This window comes from Halorientalis brevis, assembly GCF_042678165.1.
Taxonomy (GTDB): domain Archaea; phylum Halobacteriota; class Halobacteria; order Halobacteriales; family Haloarculaceae; genus Halorientalis; species Halorientalis brevis.
Window position 1 is genome coordinate 344,689 of the sequence record NZ_JBHUDJ010000002.1, and the last position, 24,635, is coordinate 369,323.

The following is a 24,635-nucleotide window of genomic DNA, read 5'->3' on the forward strand; positions in this document are numbered from 1 at the left end:
TTGGTCGACTCCACTGACTTTCCGTGCCACTGGAGACGCCGGCTCGCATCGTCACAGCCCTCGCCAAGCGCGGGTACAACGCCGAACGCGAAGCCGTGACGCTGCTCGCCAACGCCGGCGATCCGGAACGCGCGCTCGACCGCGCACTCGAAACCGCCCCCGACGACGCGATCAAACTCACCGTCGATCACGTTCGAACGGCCCTGGCCAGCGCCACTGACGGTCCTGGTGGTGGGACGACCGACGGAAGTGCCGCTGCCACTGCGTCGCCAGGCGAACCCCCTGCGACGACCGCACCTGCGCCCGACGACCCCTCCGGTTCGACTGGAACCGAATCCCACACGTCCAGTGAACCAAACGCTCCCCGTGGAGAGACTCCAGTCGAAACAGGGGGGTCACCGGGACAGGGTGACGCACCCGAAACTGGCCGGACGATCGACACGTCCCAGCACGTCGTCGAGGTGGCGGGGGACATGACCGGACAGTCGACCGGGACGGGGGAGTACAGCGACTTCGTCGCGGTGTTTCGCGACCGCTACGAGAAACTCGCCGGGCAGTTGCGCGGGCGGATCAATCACCGCCCGACGGACGCGCTCCAGGCCATGGCGGGCGGGAGCGAGGCCGCGATCGTCGGGATGGTGTCTGACATTCGTTCGACCGCCAGCGGGCACTGGTTGATCGAACTGGAGGACACGAACGGAACGTACCCCTGTCTCGTGATGAAAGACAGGGACATCGCGGACCTCGTCGACGAGTTGCTGTTCGACGAGGTGATCGCCGTCGAGGGGACGCTCTCGGACGACAACGCTGACGGCGACGGCATTCTGTTCGTGGACAACCTCTACTTCCCCGAGATCCCGCGCACCTACCAGCCGTCGACGGCCGACCGCGAGGTCAGTGCAGCGCTCATCAGCGACGTCCACGTCGGCAGTCAGGAGTTCATGGCCGACGCCTGGCACCGCTTTACCGACTGGCTCCACACGGAGGACGCCGAACACGTCGAGTACCTCCTCATCGCCGGCGACATGGTCGAGGGCGTCGGCATCTACCCCGACCAGGACGAGGAACTCTCGATCATCGACATCTACGACCAGTACGAGGCGTTCAGCGAACACCTCAAGGAAGTCCCCGGCGACATGGAGATCCGGATGATCCCGGGCAACCACGACGCCGTCCGCCTCGCGGAACCCCAGCCGGGCTTCGACGAGGAACTCCGCGAGATCATGTCGGCCCACGACTGCTCGATCCACTCGAACCCGTCGACGATCACCGTCGAGGGCGTCTCCTTCCTGCTGTACCACGGCGTCTCGCTGGACGAAGTGATCGCCGAACTCCCCGAGGACAAGGCCAGCTACGACGAGCCCCACAAGGCGATGTACCAGCTCCTGAAGAAACGCCACGTCGCCCCGCAGTTCGGCGGCCACACCCGCCTCGCACCCGAAGAGAAGGACTACCTGGTCATCGACGAGGTGCCGGACGTGTTCCATTCGGGCCACGTCCACAAGTTCGGCTACGGGAAGTACCACAACGTGCTGACGATCAACTCCGGGTGCTGGCAGGCCCAGACGGACTTCCAGAAGAGCGTGAACATCGACCCGGACTGCGCGATGGCGCCGATCGTCGATCTGGACACGCTGAACCTGACGATCCGAAAGTTCGCGTGAGCCTCTTCCCGTCGTTACTGCTCTTCACTACCGCGTAGTCATCGTACGTATTTCGACAGGAACCCAACTCCGACGCCGGTCGTGAAGACAATCGCGGCGACCGCGGAGAATAGAAGCCAGAAAAACACTAATCCGTACCAGAAAGGACCACCAGTTACTGCTACTGCCGCGTACCCGGCAAGTTGCAAACTGCCCAGCGACAATCCGACGAATGCGACCACCCACCGGAGATACCCGGCAGCGATCCCGATGGCTGCGGTTCGCCGTGGTTGCTCGCTGGCGCTCGTGCCGACGTGAGCGCCTGCCATCCCGAACCCGAACGCGATTGCCGTCACCGACAGTGGCGGCACCCAGGTGTCGATCCCCGAGGTAAAGACGAACAGCAGCTGGTCGTCGTGCCAGACGAAGATCGGGTCTTCGATCATAAGCAGGATGTCGAGCGGGAGGAGGACCGTGACGACGGCGGACACGATGAGGACCTGCCATGGTGCGACTCGCCGGCTGAGGGCGAGCGCGCCGTCACGGACTCGGGACACGAACAGTTCGGGTGGAACGGGTTAGCTATCGAGTCGGTACTTCACGGTCGGGGTGCCGTCGAACAGCGGCCCCGACCCAACCTGGTCGAAGCCAGCGTCGTCGGCGGCGGTTTTGATGTCGTCGTTCGGTTCGGGCACGAGCAGTTCGACGGCCATGTCCTCGCGCTCGGCGAACCGGACGGGCTCTTCGAGGAGCCGGTCGCAGGTGTCCGGCGACCCTTCGAGCTGGGTGACGTGGACCGTTCGCTCGCGGGCGTCGTAGCTGACGAAGCCGACGATGCTGTCGTCGTCGACCGCGACCCTGACCGTCCGGTCGTGGACGAGGTTCGTCATGACGTCGGTGGGCGCGCCGGTGAGTTCCGCCAGACGGTCGGCGTCTGCCTCGACGGCGTCGCGGACGTCCATGCACTCGTGTTTCCCCTCACTGGCCAAAACGTTTATCCACAAATCGATGTCGGGCACTCCCCGGCTTCTGTCGCCCGTGCTGTGAGACTGCTAACCGGTCCGACATCCTGCAAATGAAAGCAGTTATCCCCGCCGCTAGACAAGCCAGCGAACATGAGCCACAACCACACACACCTGGAGGTGGGCGGATGCGCGTAGTCGCGAAGTTCGGCGGAACCAGTCTCGGGAACGGCGACCGGGTCAACCGTGCCGCCGACTCGATCACGGCCGCCGTCGAGAACGGCCACGAGGTCGCGGTCGTCGCCAGCGCCATGGGGTCGACCACGGACTTCCTGCTCGACGAGATCCAGTACGAGGCCGACGAGGCCGACCGCGCCGAGATCGTCAGCATGGGCGAGCGGACCTCCGTCCGCATGCTCAAGGGCGCGCTCTCCGCACGCGGGGTCAACGCCGTCTTCCTCGAACCGGGCAGCGAAGACTGGCCGGTCATCACGAACGAACACGGTGAGGTCGACGTCGAGGAGACCACCCGCCGCGCGAAGGTGCTCGCAGAGCAGATGCACAACGACGACGTCGTGCCCGTCATCACCGGCTTCCTCGCGCAGGACCACGCCGGGAACGTCACGACGCTGGGCCGCGGTGGCTCCGACACCTCGGCCGTCATGCTCGGGAAGTACATGAACGCCGACGAGGTCGTCATCGTCACCGACGTCGAAGGCGTCATGACCGGTGACCCGCGCGTCGTCGAAGGCGCGCGCAACGTCGGCGAGATCACCGTCGACGAACTCCGCAACCTCTCGTTCCGCGGTGCCGAAGTGGTCGCACCGAGCGCGCTCACCTACAAGGATTCGGAGATGGGCGTCCGCGTCGTCCACTATCAGCACGGCGACATCATGACCGGCGGGACGAACATCGAGGGCGAGTTCGAGAACCTCATCGACCTCCAGGAGGACAAACTGGCCTGCCTGACCATCGCCGGCCGGGCCATCCGGAACCGCCCGGGCATCCTCTCGGAACTCTCGACCGCGCTCGCAGACGAGGACATCAACATCGACGCGGTCTCCTCGGGGATGGACTCGATCACGTTCTATCTGAACGAAGACTACGCCGAAGAGGCCGAGACGCTGCTCCACGACGCGGTCGTCGACTCCGAGACCCTCTCGTCGATCACCGTCGCGGACCCGTTCGCGGTCATCCGGGTCACCGGCGGCGAACTCCAGACCGAGCCGGGCATCGTCCACCGCATCGTCGAACCGCTCGCCGAGGACCACATCAACGTCCAGGACGTCATCACCTCGGCGACCTCGGTCGCAGTGTTCGTCGACTGGGAGAACGGTGAGGACGCGCTCCGACTCATCCAGGGCGTCTTCGACAACTAACCGCGTCGGCGTCCGATCGCCGACGTTGCCGCACACATCGGTGCTTTTCTGCACACGTCTGGCCGCCGAGGACTAAGTCACTGGCTGCCCTGGCGGCGGATATGCGATCGTACGTCACGAAGATGGCCGGCGTCACGACTCTCCCGCCACGCGAGGAACGGGAGGCTGCCCTCGCAGAGGCCGGGTACAACGTCTTCAACCTCGACTCCGAGAACGTGTTCGTCGACCTCCTGACCGACAGCGGCACCGGAACGATGAGCGACGCCCAGTGGGCCGCCATGCTGGAAGGCGACGAGGCCTACGCCGGGAGCGACAGTTTCGACCGCCTGCAAGCGGCCGTCCAGGACGTTATGGGGTTCGAGCAGGTCGTTCCCACACACCAGGGCCGCGGTGCCGAGAACGTCCTCTACGGCACGCTCGTCTCCGAGGGCGACCACGTCCTCAACAACACGCACTTCGACACGACCCGCGCCCACGTCGCCGCGAACGGCGGCGTCGCCGTGGACTGTCCCGTCGATAGCGCCGAATCCGCAGACGAGGGCAATTCCTTCGACGGCAACTTCTCCGTCGAGCGTGCCCGCGAGCACGTCGACGACGTGGGTGCCGACGCCGTCCCGGTCGTCGTGCTCACGATCACGAACAACTCGAACGCGGGCCAGCCGGTGAGCGTCGAGAACACCCGCGCAGTCAGGGAGTTCGCAGACGAGATCGACGCGACGTTCGTGATCGACGCCTGTCGGTTCGCCGAGAACGCGTACTTCGTGCGGGAACGCGAGGGACGAAGTCCCTCGGATGGTGCGAGCGACGAAGCCCCGAGCCGGGAGCCGGGGTACGAGGACGCGTCGATCCAGGCGATCGCGCGCGAGCAACTCGGACTCGCGGACGCGGTCGTCATGAGCGGGAAGAAAGACGGCATCGCGAACATCGGCGGGTTCGCGGCGATGCGCGATCCGGACCTCTTCGAGCACTGCAAACAGCGCGCGATCCTCTACGAGGGCTTTCCAACCTACGGCGGGATGGCGGGCCGGGACCTGGCGGCGCTGGCCGTCGGGCTGCGGGAAGCCGTCGAACTGCCCTACCTCGAACACCGCATCGGCCAGGTCCGGGAACTCGCCGGTCTGCTTCGGGACGCGGAAATCCCGATCGTCGAACCCGTGGGCGGCCACGCGGTGTACGTCGACGCCGGCGCGTTCTTCCCGGCTATTCCGTCGACTGAGTTCCCGGGGCAGGCGCTCGTCTGTGAACTGTATCGGGAGGGCGGCGTCCGAGCGGTGGAACTCGGGAGCTTCGCGTTCCCGGACACGGACCGCCCGGAGTACGTCCGGCTAGCGCTGCCGCGGCGCACGTATCACCGCGAACACATCGAACACGTCGCCGAAACCGTCGAAGCCGTCTTCGAGCGTCGCGACGAGGTCTCGGGCTACGAGATCGTCGACGAGCCGCCGATCGAGGAACTGCGCCACTTCTCGGCGCGCCTGGAACCGGTCGCGGAGTGACGATTAGTCAGCGCCCTCTGTGCAGCCGCTTCCCGATCTTCGCGGGGAGGCCGGCATCCGCGACGGCCTCCTCGACGGCTGCGATGTCGTACTCGACGCGGTGTTCCTCGACCGTCATCGCGTCGAGGTCTACGATCGCGTAGGCGGCGCGGGGGTCGCCGTCGCGGGGCTGGCCGACGCTGCCGGGGTTCATCACGATCCCCTCGTCGAAGGCCTCGTGGGCCTGAACGTGCGTGTGGCCCATCACGAGGACGTCCTCGTCGTCGAGCAGGTCAGCTTTGAACAGCGAGGGATAGGTGTAGCGATCGGGGTCGTCGGGATGACCGTGGACGATCTTGACGCGGCCCTCGAACTCGGTCCGTTCGGTCGGGAGGGCGTACAGCCAGTCGACCTGTTCTTCGGAGAGCTGGTCGCGGCTGTACTCGGCACCGGCGGCGGCCATGCTGTTGAACGAGAACGAGGCGCCGGTGGCGACCGCCCGGTCGTGGTTGCCCATCACCGTCGGCGCGTCGAGGTCCCGAACGAGGTCGAGACACTCGGCCGGCCAGGGGCCGTACCCGACGACGTCGCCCGCGCAGACGTACCCGTCCACGGCCGGCATGTCGTCGAGGACGGCCTCGAACGCCACCCTGTTGCTGTGGATGTCCGAGACGACGCCCAGTTGCATGGTCGAGTCCTCGTAGCCGAGGCGGAAAAGTCCCCCGCGGAACTGGTGGCCGACTTACTCGCCGTTCTCGACGGCCGTCTCGAAGCCGTCGTCGGTTTTCGCGACGCCGGCGGCACAGACGGCGTGCTCGAACTCCAGGTCGTACAGCTCGGTGGCGATGCCCGCGGCGTCCTCGTTGACGAGGCCGTGGGCTTCCGGGGTGTCTTTCTCGTAGGTCGCGACGAGCGTCGGTTCGTCGACGGCTTCGACGAGCAGCGCGTCGCGGCGGACGATGCCGATGTAACTCTCCTCGTCGCCGACCACGCCCGCGATGCGCGGCGTGTCGTAGTCGTCTTTCTCGTAGTCGAGCGCGAGCAGGGACTCCGCCAGCGCGTCCCGCGCGGGGTAGCCCAGCTCGAGTTTCTCGGTGATGGGATCGACCTGCGTCCCGTTGCCGATGACCGCCGCGTCGTCGGTCTGGCGCAGACAGTTGTAGGAGATGTAGGGGTTGTCCGTCTCCTCGGCGTCGTCCGTCGGGACGACCGTGAGCGTGCCGCCCTCGCGTTCGATGACCTGGCGGTTCGGGAACGACCGCGAGGAGACGCGGTATGCTGCGCGATCCGGTGCGACCACGATGAAGCGTCCGACGTACATACGACTCTCTCGCCGCCTCTGGGGAAAGTAGGTGTCGATTGACGCCATCTCGCCAACTCGTCGCTGGCTGGGCGACCGCCGGTGATTCCGGTGTCGAACAGCCGCTGTGGAGGCTTCCCCGCGTTCCTGCTTCCGACTGCCGTGAGTGGACCGTGTCACGTCCTGCCGCTGACAGCACGACTTCAGGCTTCGAAACTCTGCACCCGGCTCCTTTACGCCGACGGTGATAGGTCGGCGTGAGACCAATGCGATCGACGCCCTCCATTTCACGTCGACGGTTCGTCAGCCTGGCCGCCGCGGCGAGTTGCGGTGTCCTCGCCGGGTGCGCCGGGAGCGACAGCGAACAAACCGAGACGACTGGCACGACCACCGGGACTCCCGGTCCAGAGGAAACGGCAGACTCGACGCGGACGACCACGGCCGACGGGTCGTCAGCGCTTCTCGGAGCCATCGAGCGCGAAGCCGTCCCGTTCGAGCTGACCGACGACTCGGAGAACCTGGACGCCGTCGCCGAGACGCTGGCGGAGACGCCCATCGTCGGCATCGGCGAGAACTCACACGGCGTCCGGGAGTTCAAGGCGATCCCCGGCCAGCTCGTTCGCCGGCTCGTCGGCGACCACGGCTACCGGCTGCTCGCCATCGAGGGAACGCTCGGCGACTTCGCGTCCGTCAACGCCTACGTCACGCGCGGCGAGGGCGACCTCGAAACGGCGATGTCGTCGCTGCAGTTCTACTTCTGGCAGAGCGACCGGATCGAGCAGCTGTTCGAGTGGCTCCGGGGGTTCAACGAGGGTCGCTCCGAATCGGACAAGGTGGTGGTCCGCGGGTACGACGCCCAGCACTTCGACCGCAACGCCGCTGCGATCAGGTCGTACCTGGAGCGCGTCGACCCGGACTACCTGGGGACGATCGACGACGCACTGAAACCGCTCACGAAGCCCCTCTACCAGGGATCACACGGCGACCTGCTGACCGACGCCCGGGCGTCGCTCGTCGAGGACCTCCGAAAGCGGTTGCAGGCTCGGAAACGGGCGTACGTCGAACAGACTTCGGAGTCCGAGTGGCAACTCGTCGAGCGGCACGTCGAGACGCTGGAGACGGGACTGCAGTTCCAGGCGGCGCTCGCCGACCAAAACTACCTCCGGGGAAAGGAGGTCCGCGACGAGATGATGGCGGAGAACGTCGCGTGGCTTCGCGACTGGACTGGCTCGGAGCGCGCCGTCGTGATGGGCAACTCGAACCACACGATGCGGGGCTACAGCAACCCCGATCAGCAGGGGGCGCGGATGGGCCAGTACCTGACCGAGCGGTTCGGCGACGACTACTACTCGCTGGGGATGCTGTTCGGGACGGGTTCGTTCACGGCACCGAAGAACCACGATCGGACTAAATTCGGAACGTACGAACTCGGTGGGCCAGTCGAGGGAACGCTCGCGGCGACGCTCGCGGACGCTTCCTCGCCGCGGCTGTTCCTGGACGTCGCGTCGGCGCGTGAGCGATCCGCTATCGCGTCGTGGCTCGACGGCACCTCGAAGATACAGTTTTCCGTCCCGCGCGCAGCGCAGAAGGGCGCCGTTCCGCTGCCGGCCGCTCCAGGGACGGTGTACGACGGCGTCGTCTTCGTGCGCGAGGTGTCGCCGGCGTCATTCGCGCTCGCCGAGTAGCCGGCGGGACAGCCGTGGCTCACGCGCTCGAAAGTGGAATACCGCGGTGACAGGCGGACGGATCAGTGATAATCCCCATGTCGTCGCGTCGTCTGCTCGGGCTGGCCTGTCACCGCACTGGCACAGTGACCACGATGTCGTGTGCTGGCACGGACACAGCGACTGCGCCATCCTTCGTTTCGAGTCGAGATGTTTTCAGTCTGACGGTGCCACGAACATCTGACGGCCGGGGCGGGAACAGGTACATACCGCATTGGCTGCTAGGGCTAGCTGTGCCAGCAGGTTACGATCCCTCCGAGGTTCCACTGTACGAGAACCGAACGACCGTCGAAGAGCAGTACGAGGCGGCCGAAGCGGACGAACTCCCCTTCTTCGCGATCGAGCAGTACGAGGAAGGGTTCGCCATCACGTACGACCTGCTTCCGGCCGACTCTGAACTCGCCGAGCCGGCGGTGTCGGAACTGGACGAACGGGTCACCCGCGAAGTCGAGTCGATCGTCGGCGACGAGAGTCGGCCCACGACGGAAGTGAGTCGGAGCATCGGCAAGTCACTCGGACAGCTCTCCTTTTTCACCAGCGAGGAGTCCGCGCGCGAGGTCGCCGCCCGAATCTCGACGTTCGTGCTGGACGAGGCCAACTGGGTCGCCGCGTCGCCGCCGGACGCGGGGTCGCAGCCCGGTTTCAACCGAAACGACTGACTCGCGCGGCCGGCCGGTGCCGGCGACGTGCCCTCGCTGGTGGCGTCTCGATGCTCGACACGGCCCCGAACACTTAGTGTCTGGTACCCGAGAGGCAGCATACGATGGGGTCTCGCCGGCGACTCGTCGCGTTCGTCGCGGTCCTGGCGCTGCTTTCGCTGCCGTCGGTCGGCGGGAGCGTGGCCGCACCGACAGCCGCGGCGACAGCGACTCCGACGGATGCAGCGGCGACGCCGGCGGACCCACCACCCGAACGGTGGAATCGCACGTACGGACCGACTGCCGGGACCATCAATCAGGTAGAGGTCACCCGGAACGGAACCGCGTTCGCCGTCGGCTCGATCACCACGGCGGACGGGTCCCAACTCGACGGCTGGGTGCTGACCGCCTCGATCAACGGCACCGAGCGCTGGAACCGGAGCTACGGCGGGGAGACGGACGACGTGCTCACTGACGTGACTCCGACGGACGACGGCGGTGCCCTGCTCGTCGGCGCGACCGTCGACCGGGGAACGGACCAGGAGGACGGCTGGGTGCTGAAGATCGATCGTCACGGTGACGTCGAGTGGCGAATCGCGACCGGGGGTCCCGGCGACGACCGCTTCGCCGACGTGCAGCGGACGAGTGACGGGTTCCTCGTCGTCGGGACGTACTCCGACGGTGGCAACACCGACGGGTGGCTGGTCAAGCTGCAGTCGGACGGCCAACTCGACTGGACGCGACGCTACGACGTCAGGGTCAGCGACGCGCTGACCGCGATCGAGCCGCGACAGGCCGGCGGCTACGTGCTCGCCGGACAGACGTCGTCGATCGCCTACCCGCGACCCGACGGACTGGTGTTGCTGGTCGGAAACGACGGCGAGCGCGAGCGCAAGCTGTTCTTTGGTGGCCGATCCGGCGACCGCTTCCTGGCCGCGGAGGGAACCGCCGACGGCGGGGTTATCCTCGCCGGGGCGAGTCGGTCGTTCGGTGAGGGTGAGCGGGGCTGGGCGCTCCGGATGGACGCCGACGGAACGACGCGCTGGAGTCGGGCGTACACCGGGGGCCTGTTCAACGACGTGGAGCCGACTGCGGACGGGGGATACCTGCTCGCCGGCACGAGCCGGGAAGCGTCCGGATTGACCGACGCCGTGGCGGTGAACGTCTGGGCCGACGGCACGCGGGCGTGGAACCGGAGCTACGGCGGACAGAGCTACGACTCGTTCGCAGGGGTCGCGGCTGCGCCCGACGGCGGTTACGTGTTCGCCGGGGAGAGTGGGAGCCCTCGTGGCTGGCCGGGAACCGGCTGGTTACTCAAACTCGGCGGTCGCACGTCGTCTGCGCTGCCACAGCCCCCGCTGGTCACGCCGGACTCAGCGTCGACGCTCGGCGAGCAGCCGACGACCGCGACGCCGGGTGCAGGATCGGCCGCGAACACGTCGGGCGACGACGAGATGTCGCTGCTGTCGATCTTCATCGTCGTCGCGATCGTCTCGATCTTCCTCGCGGGATTCCTGTTTCTGCTGTGGGACCTCGTGGACGATCCGCTCGAAGCGCTGGACAGGCGCACGCCGCTGGTCGACCTGACCGTCGTGTTCAACCGCTTCGACATCGGCGGCGACTCGGGACCGGACTCGACCGGTGCGGGCCGGAACTTCGACGGCTTCGGTGAGACTGGCGGCGACGCCGACGAGTTCGGCGGTCCGGGCGGGGCCGGTCCCGACGCAGGGGGCGGCACTGGCGACTTCGGTGGTGCTGGAGCCGCCGGGGCTGCGGCCGGCGGTCCCGCAGGCGGTGCCGGCGGCGCGACGGGGGGACCGACCGACGAACCGATCGACGTCGGTGGCGGCGAGACAACCGCAAACGCGGCAGCCGCCGGGGGCGGTGCCCAGTCCGAGACCGCTACCGCGACCGGGACCGACGCCGACTGGGACGACGACTCGGCCACCGACGACCCGATGGACGCGGCCGCTGACTGGGACGCTGCCGGCGAGGACGCGGCGGCCGACGCGACCGATCTGGTCGTGGCCGACGACGAGGAGGCCGAGGCGTCGGTCCCGACGACGAGAGCGCCGGTGCCGGGCACGTTCACCCTCCGCAACGCCGCGGAGCGAGCGCTGATCTGTCGATTCCGCTGCCACACGATCGACGAAGTCGTCTTCGACTACTGGGTCGAGATTCCGCCGGGCGCGAGGCGGCAGGCGCACGCGACGCCCACCGACGACCCGTTCACGATCCTCATCAACGTCGAGGACGACCGGATCTCGTCCCTGGTGTTCGTGAACAAGGACCGCGGCGGGACGAGCGTCACGGCCACGGTGAGCGAGGACGCGATCGACATCTCGCCGACGGACGACCTCGACGACGCGCCGTTCGACGGGTCCCAGGACGCCGTCACCGCCGAGAGCGAGACCGAAGAGTCAGCGCCGGACGTGGATGCCCAGGCCGACGAGCCGATGACGGACGCGGACGCGGTATTCGACGACGTTGGGTCCGAACCCGGCGAGCTCGACGAGCCGGTGGCCGACGACGGGCCGTTCGGTGGGGCGCCAGACGATGACACCGGCGACGACGGGTGGTCGCCCGACGACGCGATCGCCGGGCCGGCGGACATCGACGACGATCTGCTCGCGGACGTGGACACAACCGACCTGGAGGACTCCGGCGACGAGTCGGTGGTCGACGAGACGCTGGACGACGGTGACGACGCCGTCCGCGACGAGGACCAGGCGGACGCGGCCGCCGACCTGGCGGACCTCGACGACGCACTGGTCGACGCCGACGACGACTGGACGCCGGACATCGACGTCGCCGAACCGGACGCGGGAGACGACGAGGCTCCCGAGTTCGAGCCGGACGAATCGGCGGACACTCCCGACTTCGAGACCGACGAGGGCGATGCCGCTGTGGACGCAGACGCGGCTGGCGCCGAACCCGACGAGGGCGATCCCTCGATGTCGGACGCTCCCGACGAGCGGACGGCCAGCGGTCCTGACAACGAGGCCGAGGTTGGTCGGGACCTCCCGGACGACGGCTGGGACGAAGCTATCGACGAGTCAGCGGCGGACTCGACCGGTGATCCGTGGACGGACGGCATTCAGACCTCGCAAGCGGGCGACATCGACGTCTCGTCGGTCGCCGACGACGGGGCCGTCGAGCCGGACGCGTTCGACGAGGAGCCAGCCGACGAACCCGACGAGCCGGCAGACGACCACGCCGAACGGGACGACGGTGGGTCGTGGGCGGACGTCGACGACGCCTCGACCGGCGGCGACAGCAGTGCCGAGGTGGCCGACGACGGCGACGGCGAGACGAAGGACGTGGTGGAGTCGTGGGCCGAGACGGTCGAGGACGAATCCTCGGATGAGGCGTCCTGGGTGGACGACGTCGACGTCGACCCGCCGCAGTCGGACGACCGCAGCTTCGCGTGGGCGGACGAACTCGACGCTGCACAGTCCACGGAGTCGGACGAAGCGACCGAGTCGGCAGGCGACGACGCCGACACGGACTCCGAGCAGTCCCAGTTCGGCGGCATCGACACCTCGTGGGCCGACGAGACCGACGAGTCGGGCGATACTGACGGCGAGTTCTCCGACGTCGAGGACGGAACGGACGACCTCGACGACGACTGGATGGGCGATGCAACCGAGGACGGAACGGACGACCTCGACGACGACTGGATGGGCGATGCAACCGAGGACGGAACGGACGACCTCGACGAGATGTGGGACGCGGACCCGGACGGCGAGGCGATCGACGCCGACGACTGGTCCGACGCGGACGAGGAGGACGACGATTCCGACTCCGACCAGTGAGTTCGGCCGTGGCTAGTGGAGCGTGCCCTCGCGGACCTTGTCGTCGTAGGCGAACAGGGCGTATCCCACTTCGGCCGCCGTGTAGTCGGTGTCGGCGGCGATCGCTCTGATCGGCTCGATCATCGTCACGTAGTCCGCGGCGTCGAAGCTCTCCTTGCGGCCGTCGAGGTAGTCCAGCCGGTCCAGCGAGGCCCACACGCGCGTGTCGACCACTGCGTGACGCTCCGGATCGAGAGCGGCCAGCACGCACGAGGCGGTGGGCGCCTTGAACCCGCTGAGGCCGGTGATGAGCTGAATCTTCGAGAAGTCACCGTCGACCGTGAGGACGTTCGCCGTGACCTCCCGGCAGCGGGCCTCGGGGTTCGACTCGACGTGGTAGGCGCTGCGCGTCGAGGACTCGTAGGCGACGTCGTACAACTGCTCGCGCGTGAGGTACCCCTGTTCACGGTACTGCTCGCCGAACGCGTCCAGCCGTTCGGGGAGCACGCCCTGGGTCTCGCCGTAGTACTCGAGGTTCTCGGCGACGAACTCCTGCATACGCGAGGGCACGGACGGCCGGACAATAGGGGTTGGCAAATGCGCTTTCGGCCATCGCTCGACGACGTCTCGTCGGCCACGAGCGCGGTGAGCGCCACGACCTTGCGACGTGCTTGCACGTGTCAGAGCATTCAAGCGCGTCGAGCGCGAAACGCGCGCATGAGTGGACGCGGAGAGACGCCCGCCGAAGAGGGCGAGCACGACGCAGAGAAAGCGGCGGAATCGATCTCGTTCGGCGAAGTCGTCTACAACGACGACGGGAACGTCCTCGGCGAGATACGGGGGATGGAGGAAGCTGGGTTCTTCGTCACGACTCGCCAGGGAGTCGAAGGGCTGAGCATCGAACACGCTCGGTCCGGCCACGAGTTCGGGGAGGCCGAACTCGTGTGGCGGTGTACGGTCTGTGGCGAGATGGGTGAGATCGACGGCGGACTCCCGGCGACCTGCCCGAACTGTGGCACCGAGAAAGAAGACCTCGGGTACTGGACTGAGGACTAGCCGGCTCCAGTCCCGTTTTGCCACTCGGTCTGCTGCGGCTGGCGCACGACGAGCCGTCAACCGAAGTGTTCAATCCGGTCGACGAGTGAGTGGCGACCAATGACACGTCAGGCTCGGTACGCCGGGTGGTCGCGGTGAGCACCGACACGCACGAGGTGGACCTCGTCGGCGAGGAGGTCGTCGAAAACATCGGACGGGCGGCGCTGTTCGCGGCGCTCGTTGGCGCGTTCGCGTACGTCAGCTTCCCCAACCCGTTCTCGCCGGCGCCGGTCACGCTGCAGGTGCTGGGCGTCTTCCTCGCGGGCATCTTCCTCGGGCCGGTCTGGGGCGGTGCCTCGCTCGTCCTGTACCTGTTCGCTGGCGCCGTCGGCGCACCGGTGTTCAGCGGGGGCGCGGCCGGCTTCGGCCAACTCGTCGGCGCGACGGCCGGCTACCTGTGGGCCTGGCCGGTCGCCGCGTTCGTCGTCGGCGCCGTGGTCCACGGCGGGCTCACCGTCGGCAACCCGCGCGAGGCGGGACTCGTCCGGCTCGTCGGCGCGATGCTCGTCGGGACGGCGCTCATCTACGCCTTCGGGACCGTCGGACTCATGCTCGTCCTTGGGATGGGGCCGGTCGCGGCCTTCATGGCCGGCTCGGCGGCGTTCATCCCGGCCGAGGCGTTCAAGATCGCCGCTGCGGTCGGCATCGTCCGCAGCGACGCGTTCGTCGCGGAATGATCGAAACGCGCGACCTGGTCCACCGCTACGACGAGACCCCTGTCCTCGACGGCGTCGACCTCGCGATCGAGGACGGGGAGTTCGTCCTGGTGGCCGGTCCCAACGGCGCCGGGAAGACGACGCTCGTCCGGCACTTCAACGGGCTGGCAGACCCCAACGCGGGCGAGGTGCTGGTCAACGGACGGCCCGTCAGTGACGATCTCGTGGCCGCACGCACGGCCGTTGGCATGGTGTTCCAGGACCCGCGCGACCAGTTCGTCGCGGCGACCGTCCGCGCGGACGTGGCGTTCGGCCCGGAGAACCTCGGGCTCTCCCACGCCGAGATCGATCGCCGCGTGAGCGAGGCGCTCGACACCGTCCGACTGACCGGTCGCGGCGACGAACGCGTCGATCAGCTCTCCGGCGGCGAGCAGGCCCGGGTCGCCATCGCCGGCGCGCTCGCCATGGAGCCGGACCACCTCGTGCTGGACGAACCGCTGGCGAGCCTCGACGCGCCCGCTCGCGAGGCCGTCCTCGACCGACTGACCGCACTCCACGACCAGGGAACCGGCGTCGTCGTCGTCACGCACGACCTGCGCGACCTCGCCGCGGTGGCCGACCGCGTCGTCGTCCTGCACGACGGGGACGTGGCGCTCGACGGTACGCCCGACGCCGTCATGGACGACCTGTCCGGGTTCGACGTTCGACCATGCTGAGATACGAACCGGGATCGTCGGTCGGCCACGCGCTCGACCCGCGGACGAAACTCGCGATCCAGGCGGGCTTCGCCGTCGCCGCGTTCGCCCACACGACGCCGCGCGGCCTCGCGGTGCTGACCGTGGTGGCGCTCGCGATCGTGGGAGCGGCGCGGCTCTCGCCGCTTTCGACGCTGTCGGACGTTCGCGTCGCGCTTCCGATCCTCCTCGTCGCGCCGCTGCTCGAGGGGCTGACGCTGGGGTCGCCGTGGTTCTCGATTGCCGAGGCGCGTTTTCCGGCACTGGCGAGCTATCGCGTGCTCCTGATCCTGTTCGTGAGCGCGGCGTACGTCCACACGACGCCGACCCGGGAGTCCCGGGCGGCGGTCCAGTGGCTGGTCCCCGGCAAGCCCGGCCAGTTCCTGGGGATGGGCGTCGCCTTCGTGTTCCGGTTCCTGCCGGTGTTGATCGACGATCTGGTGCGCGCTCGCGAGGCGCTCCACGCGCGCCTCGGCACCGAGCGGCCGCTGACAGACCGAATGCAACTCGTCGCGACGGCGGGGCTGCGGCGGGCGTTCGCTCGCTCGGACGCGTTCTCGCTGGCGTTGCAGGCCCGCTGTTTCGCGTGGAACCCCACGCTGCCGCGCCTGACGTTGGGCCGGCGGGACGCGCCCGGCCTGGTGCTGGCGCTCGGCCTCGCCGTGTCGGCGCTGCTGTGACGGGTGTGGGGGTCACTCTCGCAGCGTCCTTAACCAGCGTCGTCTCCTAGGACAGGTATGTCCGACGACGAATCGCCGACGACCCGCCCGACGAACCTGGCCGACGAGGACGCGCTCGACGAGTTCGTCTCGGGGCACGACCTCGCCCTCGTCGAGTTCTACACCGAGGGGTGCACCATCTGCCAGAGCATGGAACCGGTGCTCGGGAACGTCGCACGGGAAACCGAGGCGGCGGTCGCGCTCGTCAATCCCCGCGACGATCCGCCGCTCGTCGACCGCTTCACGGTCAAGAGCGTCCCGCTGTTCGTCCTCTTCGTCGACGGCGAGCCAGTCGACCAGCGCGCCGAGGGGTTCATCGGTGCCGAGGACCTCCTCTCGTGGGTCGAGTCCGCCGCAGCGTAACGAGACCCGGGTCCGTCGGGTGGCGACGGAGTGCTGGCGACAATCCTTGCCGCTAATACGATGATAGATGATGAAGGTTTATGGTGGAGGAGTTCGACGGTGTAGATACGATGCGAGACGAGGCGTTTGCACCGATCGTGCCCGAGGTTTCGAGCGAGACGACCACCAGCCAGCCGGCCATTCGCGCGGACGGCGGCCTTCACAAACGCTCGGCAGAGGCACGCGTAGCGGACGCCCCGCTCGTTCCCGACCTCTCCTGAGGTCGGCGTCCGACCCAACCATCCGTTTCTGCGGCTCGTTCGGTTTCGTGAGCCGGTCGGCCGTCTCGTGACGGCGCGGCCGCCGTGAACCAGAACGCTCTCCTTGCACGCTCCGTAGTGGCGTCTGTGTACGGGACGATACAGCGCGCTGGCTACGTCGCCCTCGTGGTGACGCCGGTCGCCCTGCTGGTGAACGCGCTCGCGGCACCGGCTGCCCTCTCGATGGGTGCGCTCACCCTGGAGGGCGGCGTCTTGCTCGTCGGCGGGTTCGCTGCCGTCGTGGAGCGCGACCACGTGGTCGGACAACTGGGTGCGACCGGATTCACGCACCGCGACGGCCGCGACGTGGTGGCCGTTGTCGCCGGGGCTGCTCTCACCTACGGGCTGAGCGTCCACGCCGGCTTCGGGCCGGTGCTCGCGTCGGCCGCTGTCGGGCTGGCGGCCGGCGTCGCGCTCCCCGAGGTCGACGTCCCGGTCTACTGCGGCTCGTTCGTCGGGATGGCGTCACCCGCGGTGTTTCCGTCCGTCGCCTCTCTCGGCGTCGCGGGCGTGGTCGCCGGGCTGGCGTTCGTCGCCGCGACCGAGTCCTTCGGTGGCTACGGCGGCAAACTCGGGACGCTCGCGCTGTTCGGGTGCCTCACGACGGTCGCCCTGTCCGGCGCCACGTTCGCCAGCGGGACGCCGATCCAGTGGGGGCGTGCCTCCCTGATCGTGCCGGTGACCGTCGTCGGTGCCGTCGCGACGTTCGCGCTGTCCGTCCGCTTCGATCTCGGTGCCGTGATCGGCTCGGCGCTCGTCGGCGTCGTTGCCGGCGTCGCGCTCCCCGTGGCTCTGCCGACGGTCGGCGGCACGCTCGCCGCCGCTGCCTTCTGTGCCTCGTTCGTCGGGATGTCCTCGCCCGACCGACTGGTGACGGAACGCGCCGTCGCCCTCGCTGGAGTGCTGTGTGGGCTGGTGTTCGTCGTGGTCACACCAGTCTTCGCGGGCGCCGGCGGCAAACTCGGGACAGTCGCCTTCATCTCCTGTGTCAGCGTCGCCGGCGCGTCCGAACTGCGCGACGTGCTGGGGTCCTTGACGGCACGATAGCGGCCGTCCGTCTCGCAACGTTCTTAGCAGTCTTCTACGGCATTCGGTGAGCCTGTGCTCTGTGACTCCTGCACGTCGCTGAAGGTCGGCAAACAACCGAGACAAGTGGTACCACGCCGTTGCCGACAAACGTTGCCGGGAATGCGATGATAGATGATGAAGGTTTATGGTGGAGGAGGTAGACGGTAGAGATACGATGCGAAACGAGGCGTTTGCACCGATCGTGCCCGACGTTTCGAGCGAGACCACCGCCAGCCAGCCGACCATTCGCGCGGACGGCGGCCTCCACAAACGCTCGGCAGAGGCGCGCGTAGCGGACGCCCCGCTCGTCCCCGACCTCTCCTGAGAGCGGTTTCGAGCGACGCCTTCTCTCGTCGCTGCTCGTCGGCGATGCTGTCGTCCGTCACGGTGACGCTTCTCGGTCACCTACTCGTCCAGCGTCAGGAGTCGGCGCGCTGGAGTTCGACGACGAAGACGGCGCCGACGGCGTCGCCCGCGTGCTCGGCCTGCGCGTCCGAACCGGCGGCCGTCGTCGTGCCGGCGTCGGCTACCGGCTGACTGGCGGTGGCTCCCTGTGGGTCCCTGTCGGTCACCCAGACGTCGCCCCCGTACTCGGCGACGAGTTGCTGTACGAGGTACAGGCCGATCCCGGTGCCGGGGCTCTCGAGGCCCTTCGCTCCTTTGCCGAAGACGTCGTCCTTCCGGTCGTCCGGGACGCCGGGGCCGTTGTCCGCGATGCGGACGGTGACCGTCTCCGGCGACGTCTCGACCGAGACCCACACTCGAGGCGTCGCTTTGTCGTTGTGCTGGACGGCGTTGTTCAGCAGGTTCCGGAAGACGGACGACAGCATTTCGTTCGCGACGACCTCGACGGACGGGAGCGGGTCCTCGATCGTGAACTCGGCGTCAGGATACGTCGTGCGGCGGGTTTCGACCTCCTCGGTGAGCACGCGTGCGAGAGACACCCGGGTGTGGTCCTGCGTTTCCTGGCCGGTGATGACCTTGACGTAGTCGCGCGCGACGTCCGTGAGTTCGATCGTGTGGGCGGTCGCGTTCGTGACGCGGTCGATGATCTCCTCGCCCTCCGGATCGACGTGGTCGTCGAGCAGGTCGAGCCAACTGCTGACGACTTCCATGTCGTTGCGGATGTCGTGTCGAACGACGCGGTTCAGGATTTCGAGTTCTTCGGTGGTCCGTTCCATCTCCCGCTCTCGTGCTTTGCGTCGCGAGACGTCTCTGAACATGCCCAGCACCAGCGACCGGTCGCGTTGTTCGAAGACTGCGGCGTTGATCTCGACCGGCACCGTCTCGCCGTCGCCGGTCACCACGTGAATGTCAGAGCCGTCCGGGAGCGCCGTCATCACCTGTTTCTCGGCGTCGACGTGGCGCTCGAACAGCTCCCGATACGCGTCGGTCCGGTCTGTGGGGTGGAGCGCAGTCTGGTGCATCCCGACCAGTTCGTCTCGCGAGCGACCGAACAACGTCTCGGCTTCCGCGTTGGCGTCGATGATCTCCCCGGTCTCGCTGTCGGCGACGACCATCGCGTCCGGTGCCACGTCGGTCAGCGTCCGGTACCGTGCGCGCGAATCCGAGAGGTCGCGCTGGTGCTGGCGCTGTCGCGCGTCGTAGACACCGACGACGAAGCCACCGATGCCCCCCGTCGTCAGCAAGTTCCCCAGGACGAACCAACCGTGCCGAATCACCCCGTCTTCGGCGGACTGATACACGAGCAGGACGGCTCCGATCGCTGCCATGCCGACGACGCCACTGACGAACCACACGCCGACTCGCGGGACGAACTCCGTCTCGATAGCGCTCGTATAGAGCCAGTAGCCACTGCCGACGAGCGTGACCGAGAGCCCCATCGGTACCAGGACGCCCGTCACGATCGCGACGACGCCGGTCTCCTCGAACAGGTGCAGGAGATTGACCGCGCTCGCGACTGCGCCGACGCCACTCACGACTCCGGCAACCAGTTCCCGCGTCAGCCTCTGTCGAGGGGCCACTACCTCGCCTTCGGAACCCAGTCTAAAGAACGTTCAGAAACACAGCACGAAACTCGGTGACGAGTGTCACGTTCTGGCCCCGACTCACAGGGATTCTAACATCTTGAAAACGCACCCCGTCAGTTTTTACCAACCCGTGGCTGGGTTCTGGTGTCGCGGGACGGCAACGTGGCTCCACCCCACTCTGGAATCGGCGTCGACATGGAATCGGGACAATCTGTTTCCCCGCGACATCTGGCGGTCGTCTCCATCTTTTACGCGGTCGTAGTCCGACGTGTCGCGACGCTCCCGAGTGCAGACGAGCGAGCCGGAACACTGGACGGCGACAGGTCTGCTCGGCTCGTATCGCGCGCAGTTGCTCGGCGGCGAGTCCAACGGAAACGAGCGAATAGGCCAGGGTGGCACTGGCGGCTCACGTGCAGGAACGAGATGACTGGGTGTCAGCGGTCTGTACGGCCAGGAGCGACGGGTCGCGTCTCGAGTAGACTGTTAGATCACCTCGACATCTCATGGTATGGGTTAGCATACCATGAATCTTTCGGCGGGCGGGCGTTCGTCCGCGGGCCGCTCGGTCCCCGGGACGCGGTTCACACCGATCCGACGGCGTCGAGGCTGAAGAGCCGCGCCTCCTCGGGTTGTGCTGCCAGCAGCGCGGCCGCTCGCGTCGGCGAGCGGAACGCGGCGGTTCCGGCGTAGGGCATCGCGTAGACCGCTTCCACGGCCGCGTCGGCGTCGTTCACCGGCTGCAGGCCGTCCCCGTCGAGGAACCGGGTCCGTTCGAGACCGTGGCAGATGGCCAGCCCGTCGGTCGTGGCGGTGACGCCCAGCTCAGCCGGCGCTCTCGCAGTGCCGTCCCGGTCACGGAGCGAGGGGAGCGACGACGGGTCCGCGAGGCCGCTTCCGCGGACCCACAGGTCGAACCGGGCTGCCGGATCGAGGTCGGTTCGCGCTTCGAGCGACGCCAGTCGCTGGTACGCCGCGACGAACTCGGGGTGACGGAGGTGTGCGAGCGACCGCGTGCCGTCGTCGGTGACGGGAACCGCGACGCGGCGCGTCGACCCCGGTGGTAACGTGGTTCCCCCCGTCGTTCGCCCGAGTTGAAACGGCCACAGCGGAACGACGCCACCAGCGACCGCCGCGATTTCGCGCTCGGTCACGTAGGCGGCCGGGTCGCAGGGCATCACGGCCGCTGCCTGCAGGCGGGCGCCGTCGCTCTCGGTGCGGGTCTCGACGCGACACGTGAGCGTCCCGTCCGCGAGGAAGCGCTCGCGACTGAGCCCGCGGAACGCGGTCGCCCGGTTGGTGACCGCGCTGTCGCCGGGGTAGTCGCCGTCAGCGTACCCGCCGAAGTCCCCGAGGTACTCCCAGGCGCCGTCGACGGTCCGCACCGACAGCCGGTGGTCGTAGAGCCCGAACTCGTCGCCGACCAGCCAGAGGTCGAACGCGTCGTCGGCGCTGAAGTCGCGCGCGGCCTGCCGCGTCGCCAGCCACGCGTACAGGAAGCGATCGCGGGCGACGGTCAGCGTGTTGACGGCGTCGCTCCGGAAGTCGACCCCCTCGTCGTTGGGGACGAACGGGTCGAATCCCTGCTTGGTCGGCACGTAGTTCCCGCCGAGGTACCAGCCGATGCCGGCTGCGCCCGTCTCGGTGGCGGCTCGCAGATTCATCCGCAGCGCCTGCTTGCTCGGCGTGTGGGCCGGATTGATCGTGTGGCTCTGGCCGAGGTAGAACACGGGGCGGTCGCCGAGCGCGTCCCGGGCGTTCGAGAGGAGGCTGCGAACCGCCGCGTTGGCCGGCTCCGGTCCGGCGGCCATCTCGTACCAGCCGCGATAGAAGTCGGTGAAGCCGAAGTCCGGCGGGGCGTCGTGCGCCCGGAGCCGGTCCGTCAGTTCCGGGAACACCTCGGGCCACTTCGAGTCGACGATGTAGGGGTAGTGGACGAAGATCCCGACGGCGAGCGCGTCGTTCGCCGCGGCGACGGCGCGCTGCTGGGCGGCGAACAGGTCCGGCCCGAACTCGAGGAGGTTGTCGACGGACCGCGGATTCCAGTCGCCGTCTGCGGTCCACTGCCCCATGACCGGCGCCTCCTGCCAGCAGATGATCCGGCCGCTCTCGAACAACTCGCCGTGCAGGCGCGCGACCGCCCGGAGGCGGTCGAGGTGGTCCGCGCGGGCGTCGTCGTCCGTAACGAGGGTCTCTGCCGACGCCTGGGTCACGAGGCCGGCGTTGAGCCAGACGTCGAGCCCGAACTCGCTGGCGGCTTCGAGCGGCGGCCTGAACGCCTCGACGAGCGAGCCGTTGCTCGGCGTCGGCTGGACGAGCACGACCGCGAGGTCGTGGCGACGTGCGAACGCGAACAGGTTCCGCCGAATCGCCTCGTCGCGCCACAGGCCGCTGCCGAGCCAGAGGAAGTCTTCCCGTCGGTTCGCTGGCTGGCTGGTCGCGGTGGGGTCGGCGTCGGACTGCGCTGGCTGGGGCGGGTCGGCCCCGAGACAGCCGCCGGCCAATCCGGTGCCGAGGCTGCCGGCTGTCACGAGGTAATCGCGTCTGGAGGGACGGGACTCGTCGGTGCGTGTGTCGGAGCTGTCTGGCATGGGTGGGTGGGTCGCTGGCTGGGGGTCTCTGTCACCCGAGCGATGCGGCTGTCGGGAGCGGTCACGCGCTCCGCGACCGGCAGACCGCTGCTCGGACGTGGGGCGTCTCGGCGGGTCAGTCCGAACTCGACTGGTTCACGAACAACACGCGATCGGGGCCGTTCGAGTACACGATCTGGGGGTGCTTGGGGGTCGGAAGCGGCCCGAACACGCGGTATTCCTCGTCGAGATACTCGATGTCGTAGGAGACGTGGGGGGTCCGAGCGTACGCGCGGTGGACGAGCAGCGCGTTCGTCTCGTAGGCCGGCCCGGAGTCTCCCACGTGTGTTTTGTAGTACACTGCCGGCTGGTGGTAGTGCCGCGAGATGACCTGCTTGGCGACGTGGTCGGCCACGATGTTCGTTCGGGAGTCGTCGTACGGGTTCTCCGCGCCTCTGGCCGGTAACTCCTCACCGGGGCCGTGCTGGTCGAGGAAGCGGTAGAGGTCGGCCTCGGTCGCGTTCGTCGCGGCGCGCGCCGCACCCGGTGCGTCGTCGAAGTACGGGCCATCGACCGACGTGGCGACGCTCCCGATGGCGAACAGGAGGTACGGGAGCGCGAGGACGAGCGCCACGCTCAACACGACGCTGCCGCGGCTCGCGCGTCGCCCGGACAGCAGTCGGGCGCCGGCGCTGGCGGTCATCGCGACCCCAGGCGCCGCGAAGATCGCGAGCAGCGGCACCAGGTACAGGAACCACCGCCCGGGCAGCAGGGCGTTCATCCCGAGCAGGGGCGTGCCGAGACCGATCGCGCTGAGCGTGGTCACGACCACGCCGAGGCCCAACCCGGTCCGCACGTGGAACTCCCGATCCTGTGAGATCCAGTAAATCGCGCCCGCGACGGCGAAGCCGTACAGGATCGCGAGACTGAGAACCAGGGGGAGGCCGCTGCTGTCGGCGCCCGACAGCGTGACGTCCCGGAGGTGCGGGAGCGATTCGACCCGACCGCCGCGGGACACCGACGTGGTGAGGTCGGTCAGGATGCCGCCCGCGACTTCGACGAGAAACGGCTCGCCGCCGCCGGCCGGCCCGTCGTACTTCGTGATCGACGTCTGGAACGCGACGGCCGAAACCAGGAGTCCCCAGAGGGTGATCTCTCGTCTCCCCGGTCGCCCTCGCCACAGCACCTGAACGCCGGTGTAGACGCTGATCGCGAGCGCCGCCACGAAGAGGCTGAACTGGTGGGTGAACACGAGGACCAGCAGGGTGACCCCGAAGGCGAACAGCGTCGACCGCGAGTCGGTCCCGTACTCCAGGTAGCTGATCGCGAGCGCGAGAAGCAGGACGAACAGCGTGATCCCGAGCGACTCGGGACCGGTGTTGGCCGTCTGTTCGACGCTCAGTCGAGACGCCACGAACAGGAAGGCGCCGAGCGCGCCGACGTGGGGTTGCCAGATCCGACCGAGGACGATCGCGATGGTGACGACCGGCACGACGGTCGCGATGATCGTCGTCAGGAAGGCTGCGTCCCGGACGGACACCCCGAGGCCGCCCGAGGTCGCCGCCGTCAGCAGGTGGAAAAAGGGCGCGTACCAGTACTTCGAGTACGCGAGCGGTGTGAGCTGTGCGGTGTCTCTGATCGCAGCGGCGACGCTCGTGTGAAAGAGCGGGTCCAACCCGACCTGGACGGAACTCGAATAGTAGACGAAGCCGCGATGCAACACGCCCGTGAGTGCGACGAGCGCGACGGCGACGTCGGCCCGCTCGAGCATGAACACGCACGCGAGCGTGACGACGTACAGGAGGAGCAGTAACACAGGCAGATCGAACGGCCTGTGGAACCCCGTGCTGGCGTAGGCGACCAGGACGCCGGCGGCGACCAAAACGTAGCTTATCACCAGACCCCTGTCCGACACCGTAATCGGGGCGTGAAACTCCGCTTCGTTCCGGACGCCCCAGCCGACGATCCCACCGCAGATGAGCAGCGGTGGAATCGCCGTCGAGTAGGGGTTGGAGTACACCTGCTGGACGAGCATCCCCAACACGCCAGCGCCGACGATTACCAGCACGAGCGCTTTTGGTGAGACGATATACGACCGGACGCGGAAGCTCATTTGCTCCGAAGTTCCAGCGTAGTACCCCATTGTTAGTGGTTGCTTCTCGGCTGAAAGCAGTTGCTTCCGAACGCCCGGCGTCGCTCGCCGCTCCGAATCGGTATCGACCGGGGAG

22 protein-coding genes are annotated in these 24,635 nt (G+C 67.9%); 14 read left to right on the forward strand and 8 right to left on the reverse strand.

Translation table 11 applies throughout. The annotated features are described in order from the left end of the window. Positions 1-23 precede the first annotated feature (23 nt). A complete protein-coding gene (locus tag ACFR9U_RS05470) occupies positions 24-1,664 on the forward strand; it encodes a DNA-directed DNA polymerase II small subunit (RefSeq protein ID WP_247379759.1) in 1,641 nt (546 codons plus the stop codon). A 38-nt stretch (positions 1,665-1,702) separates the two neighbouring features. On the opposite strand, the gene ACFR9U_RS05475 is transcribed toward ACFR9U_RS05470, so the two are convergent. Both ACFR9U_RS05475 and ACFR9U_RS05480 read right to left on the reverse strand, forming a co-directional pair. Continuing rightward, entirely contained in the window at positions 1,703-2,200 is a 498-nt protein-coding gene (locus ACFR9U_RS05475) for a hypothetical protein (RefSeq protein WP_247379757.1), read from the reverse strand. Between the two features lie 21 nt (positions 2,201-2,221). Next, positions 2,222-2,605, reverse strand: a complete 384-nt coding sequence (locus ACFR9U_RS05480) for a hypothetical protein (RefSeq protein ID WP_247379755.1) — start codon at positions 2,603-2,605, stop codon at positions 2,222-2,224. A 188-nt stretch (positions 2,606-2,793) separates the two neighbouring features. Between ACFR9U_RS05480 and ACFR9U_RS05485 the strand changes: the two genes are divergently transcribed. Both ACFR9U_RS05485 and ACFR9U_RS05490 read left to right on the forward strand, forming a co-directional pair. After that, entirely contained in the window at positions 2,794-3,984 is a 1,191-nt protein-coding gene (locus ACFR9U_RS05485; RefSeq protein WP_247379753.1) for an aspartate kinase, read from the forward strand. A gap of 101 nt (positions 3,985-4,085) precedes the next feature. Next, positions 4,086-5,480, forward strand: coding sequence for a tryptophanase (locus ACFR9U_RS05490; RefSeq protein ID WP_247379749.1), 1,395 nt, complete (start codon positions 4,086-4,088; stop codon positions 5,478-5,480). A 7-nt stretch (positions 5,481-5,487) separates the two neighbouring features. Here the strand turns inward: ACFR9U_RS05490 and ACFR9U_RS05495 are convergent, their stop codons facing one another. Continuing rightward, a complete protein-coding gene (locus ACFR9U_RS05495) occupies positions 5,488-6,147 on the reverse strand; it encodes a metallophosphoesterase family protein (protein WP_247379747.1) in 660 nt (219 codons plus the stop codon). Between the two features lie 54 nt (positions 6,148-6,201). Further along, positions 6,202-6,780, reverse strand: a complete 579-nt coding sequence (locus tag ACFR9U_RS05500) for an IMP cyclohydrolase (protein WP_247379745.1) — start codon at positions 6,778-6,780, stop codon at positions 6,202-6,204. Positions 6,781-7,025: 245 nt separating this feature from the next. Here ACFR9U_RS05500 and ACFR9U_RS05505 point away from each other — a divergent pair, with 245 nt between their 5' ends. The 3 genes from ACFR9U_RS05505 to ACFR9U_RS05515 all read left to right on the forward strand — a co-directional run bounded on the left by ACFR9U_RS05505 (position 7,026) and on the right by ACFR9U_RS05515 (position 12,936). Further along, positions 7,026-8,444: an erythromycin esterase family protein gene (locus ACFR9U_RS05505; protein ID WP_247379743.1), complete on the forward strand. Its 1,419-nt coding sequence runs from the start codon at positions 7,026-7,028 to the stop codon at positions 8,442-8,444. 272 nt (positions 8,445-8,716) lie between these two features. Next, positions 8,717-9,142 (forward strand): hypothetical protein, encoded by a 426-nt coding sequence (locus tag ACFR9U_RS05510; RefSeq protein WP_247379741.1) that lies wholly within the window; start codon positions 8,717-8,719, stop codon positions 9,140-9,142. 104 nt (positions 9,143-9,246) lie between these two features. Then, a complete protein-coding gene (locus ACFR9U_RS05515) occupies positions 9,247-12,936 on the forward strand; it encodes a hypothetical protein (protein WP_379813928.1) in 3,690 nt (1,229 codons plus the stop codon). A 12-nt stretch (positions 12,937-12,948) separates the two neighbouring features. On the opposite strand, the gene ACFR9U_RS05520 is transcribed toward ACFR9U_RS05515, so the two are convergent. After that, positions 12,949-13,473, reverse strand: coding sequence for a hypothetical protein (locus ACFR9U_RS05520; protein ID WP_247379739.1), 525 nt, complete (start codon positions 13,471-13,473; stop codon positions 12,949-12,951). Between the two features lie 159 nt (positions 13,474-13,632). On the opposite strand from ACFR9U_RS05520, the gene ACFR9U_RS05525 reads away from it, so the two are divergent. The 8 genes from ACFR9U_RS05525 (at position 13,633) to ACFR9U_RS05560 (ending at position 18,174) form a co-directional block, all read left to right on the forward strand. Then, on the forward strand, positions 13,633-13,971 hold the full coding sequence (locus ACFR9U_RS05525) for a DUF7130 family rubredoxin-like protein (protein ID WP_247379737.1): 339 nt from the start codon (positions 13,633-13,635) through the stop codon (positions 13,969-13,971). A 134-nt stretch (positions 13,972-14,105) separates the two neighbouring features. Further along, on the forward strand, positions 14,106-14,687 hold the full coding sequence (locus ACFR9U_RS05530; protein ID WP_247379735.1) for a biotin transporter BioY: 582 nt from the start codon (positions 14,106-14,108) through the stop codon (positions 14,685-14,687). Beyond that, positions 14,684-15,382 (forward strand): energy-coupling factor ABC transporter ATP-binding protein, encoded by a 699-nt coding sequence (locus ACFR9U_RS05535; protein ID WP_247379733.1) that lies wholly within the window; start codon positions 14,684-14,686, stop codon positions 15,380-15,382. Before ACFR9U_RS05530 ends, ACFR9U_RS05535 begins: the two co-directional genes overlap by 4 nt. Continuing rightward, positions 15,376-16,080, forward strand: a complete 705-nt coding sequence (locus ACFR9U_RS05540) for an energy-coupling factor transporter transmembrane component T family protein (protein ID WP_247379730.1) — start codon at positions 15,376-15,378, stop codon at positions 16,078-16,080. Before ACFR9U_RS05535 ends, ACFR9U_RS05540 begins: the two co-directional genes overlap by 7 nt. Before the next feature lie 57 nt (positions 16,081-16,137). Next, entirely contained in the window at positions 16,138-16,482 is a 345-nt protein-coding gene (locus ACFR9U_RS05545) for a thioredoxin family protein (protein ID WP_247379728.1), read from the forward strand. Positions 16,483-16,592: 110 nt separating this feature from the next. After that, positions 16,593-16,742, forward strand: coding sequence for a hypothetical protein (locus tag ACFR9U_RS05550; protein ID WP_247379726.1), 150 nt, complete (start codon positions 16,593-16,595; stop codon positions 16,740-16,742). A gap of 126 nt (positions 16,743-16,868) precedes the next feature. Next, the gene (locus ACFR9U_RS05555) at positions 16,869-17,828 is read left to right on the forward strand and encodes a hypothetical protein (protein ID WP_247379723.1); all 960 of its coding nucleotides are present in this window, start codon (positions 16,869-16,871) and stop codon (positions 17,826-17,828) included. 196 nt (positions 17,829-18,024) lie between these two features. Then, complete coding sequence (locus ACFR9U_RS05560) at positions 18,025-18,174, forward strand: hypothetical protein (RefSeq protein ID WP_247379721.1); 150 nt, start codon at positions 18,025-18,027, stop codon at positions 18,172-18,174. Between the two features lie 94 nt (positions 18,175-18,268). Here the strand turns inward: ACFR9U_RS05560 and ACFR9U_RS05565 are convergent, their stop codons facing one another. The 3 genes from ACFR9U_RS05565 to ACFR9U_RS05575 all read right to left on the reverse strand — a co-directional run bounded on the left by ACFR9U_RS05565 (position 18,269) and on the right by ACFR9U_RS05575 (position 24,520). Continuing rightward, a complete protein-coding gene (locus ACFR9U_RS05565) occupies positions 18,269-19,834 on the reverse strand; it encodes a sensor histidine kinase (protein WP_379813933.1) in 1,566 nt (521 codons plus the stop codon). A gap of 587 nt (positions 19,835-20,421) precedes the next feature. Beyond that, the gene (locus tag ACFR9U_RS05570) at positions 20,422-22,428 is read right to left on the reverse strand and encodes a hypothetical protein (protein WP_247379716.1); all 2,007 of its coding nucleotides are present in this window, start codon (positions 22,426-22,428) and stop codon (positions 20,422-20,424) included. Between the two features lie 115 nt (positions 22,429-22,543). Continuing rightward, positions 22,544-24,520, reverse strand: a complete 1,977-nt coding sequence (locus ACFR9U_RS05575) for a hypothetical protein (RefSeq protein ID WP_247379714.1) — start codon at positions 24,518-24,520, stop codon at positions 22,544-22,546. Positions 24,521-24,635: the final 115 nt, after the last annotated feature.

Coding starts and splice junctions, on each gene's coding strand:
- ACFR9U_RS05480 (WP_247379755.1), bottom strand. CDS start 2,605: ATGGACGTCCGCGACGCCGTCGAGGCAGACGCCGACCGTCTGGCGGAA.
- ACFR9U_RS05485 (WP_247379753.1), top strand. CDS start 2,794: ATGCGCGTAGTCGCGAAGTTCGGCGGAACCAGTCTCGGGAACGGCGAC.
- ACFR9U_RS05490 (WP_247379749.1), top strand. CDS start 4,086: ATGCGATCGTACGTCACGAAGATGGCCGGCGTCACGACTCTCCCGCCA.
- ACFR9U_RS05495 (WP_247379747.1), bottom strand. CDS start 6,147: ATGCAACTGGGCGTCGTCTCGGACATCCACAGCAACAGGGTGGCGTTC.
- ACFR9U_RS05500 (WP_247379745.1), bottom strand. CDS start 6,780: ATGTACGTCGGACGCTTCATCGTGGTCGCACCGGATCGCGCAGCATAC.
- ACFR9U_RS05505 (WP_247379743.1), top strand. CDS start 7,026: ATGCGATCGACGCCCTCCATTTCACGTCGACGGTTCGTCAGCCTGGCC.
- ACFR9U_RS05515 (WP_379813928.1), top strand. CDS start 9,247: ATGGGGTCTCGCCGGCGACTCGTCGCGTTCGTCGCGGTCCTGGCGCTG.
- ACFR9U_RS05520 (WP_247379739.1), bottom strand. CDS start 13,473: ATGCAGGAGTTCGTCGCCGAGAACCTCGAGTACTACGGCGAGACCCAG.
- ACFR9U_RS05525 (WP_247379737.1), top strand. CDS start 13,633: ATGAGTGGACGCGGAGAGACGCCCGCCGAAGAGGGCGAGCACGACGCA.
- ACFR9U_RS05535 (WP_247379733.1), top strand. CDS start 14,684: ATGATCGAAACGCGCGACCTGGTCCACCGCTACGACGAGACCCCTGTC.
- ACFR9U_RS05540 (WP_247379730.1), top strand. CDS start 15,376: ATGCTGAGATACGAACCGGGATCGTCGGTCGGCCACGCGCTCGACCCG.
- ACFR9U_RS05545 (WP_247379728.1), top strand. CDS start 16,138: ATGTCCGACGACGAATCGCCGACGACCCGCCCGACGAACCTGGCCGAC.
- ACFR9U_RS05550 (WP_247379726.1), top strand. CDS start 16,593: ATGCGAGACGAGGCGTTTGCACCGATCGTGCCCGAGGTTTCGAGCGAG.
- ACFR9U_RS05560 (WP_247379721.1), top strand. CDS start 18,025: ATGCGAAACGAGGCGTTTGCACCGATCGTGCCCGACGTTTCGAGCGAG.
- ACFR9U_RS05570 (WP_247379716.1), bottom strand. CDS start 22,428: ATGCCAGACAGCTCCGACACACGCACCGACGAGTCCCGTCCCTCCAGA.
- ACFR9U_RS05575 (WP_247379714.1), bottom strand. CDS start 24,520: ATGAGCTTCCGCGTCCGGTCGTATATCGTCTCACCAAAAGCGCTCGTG.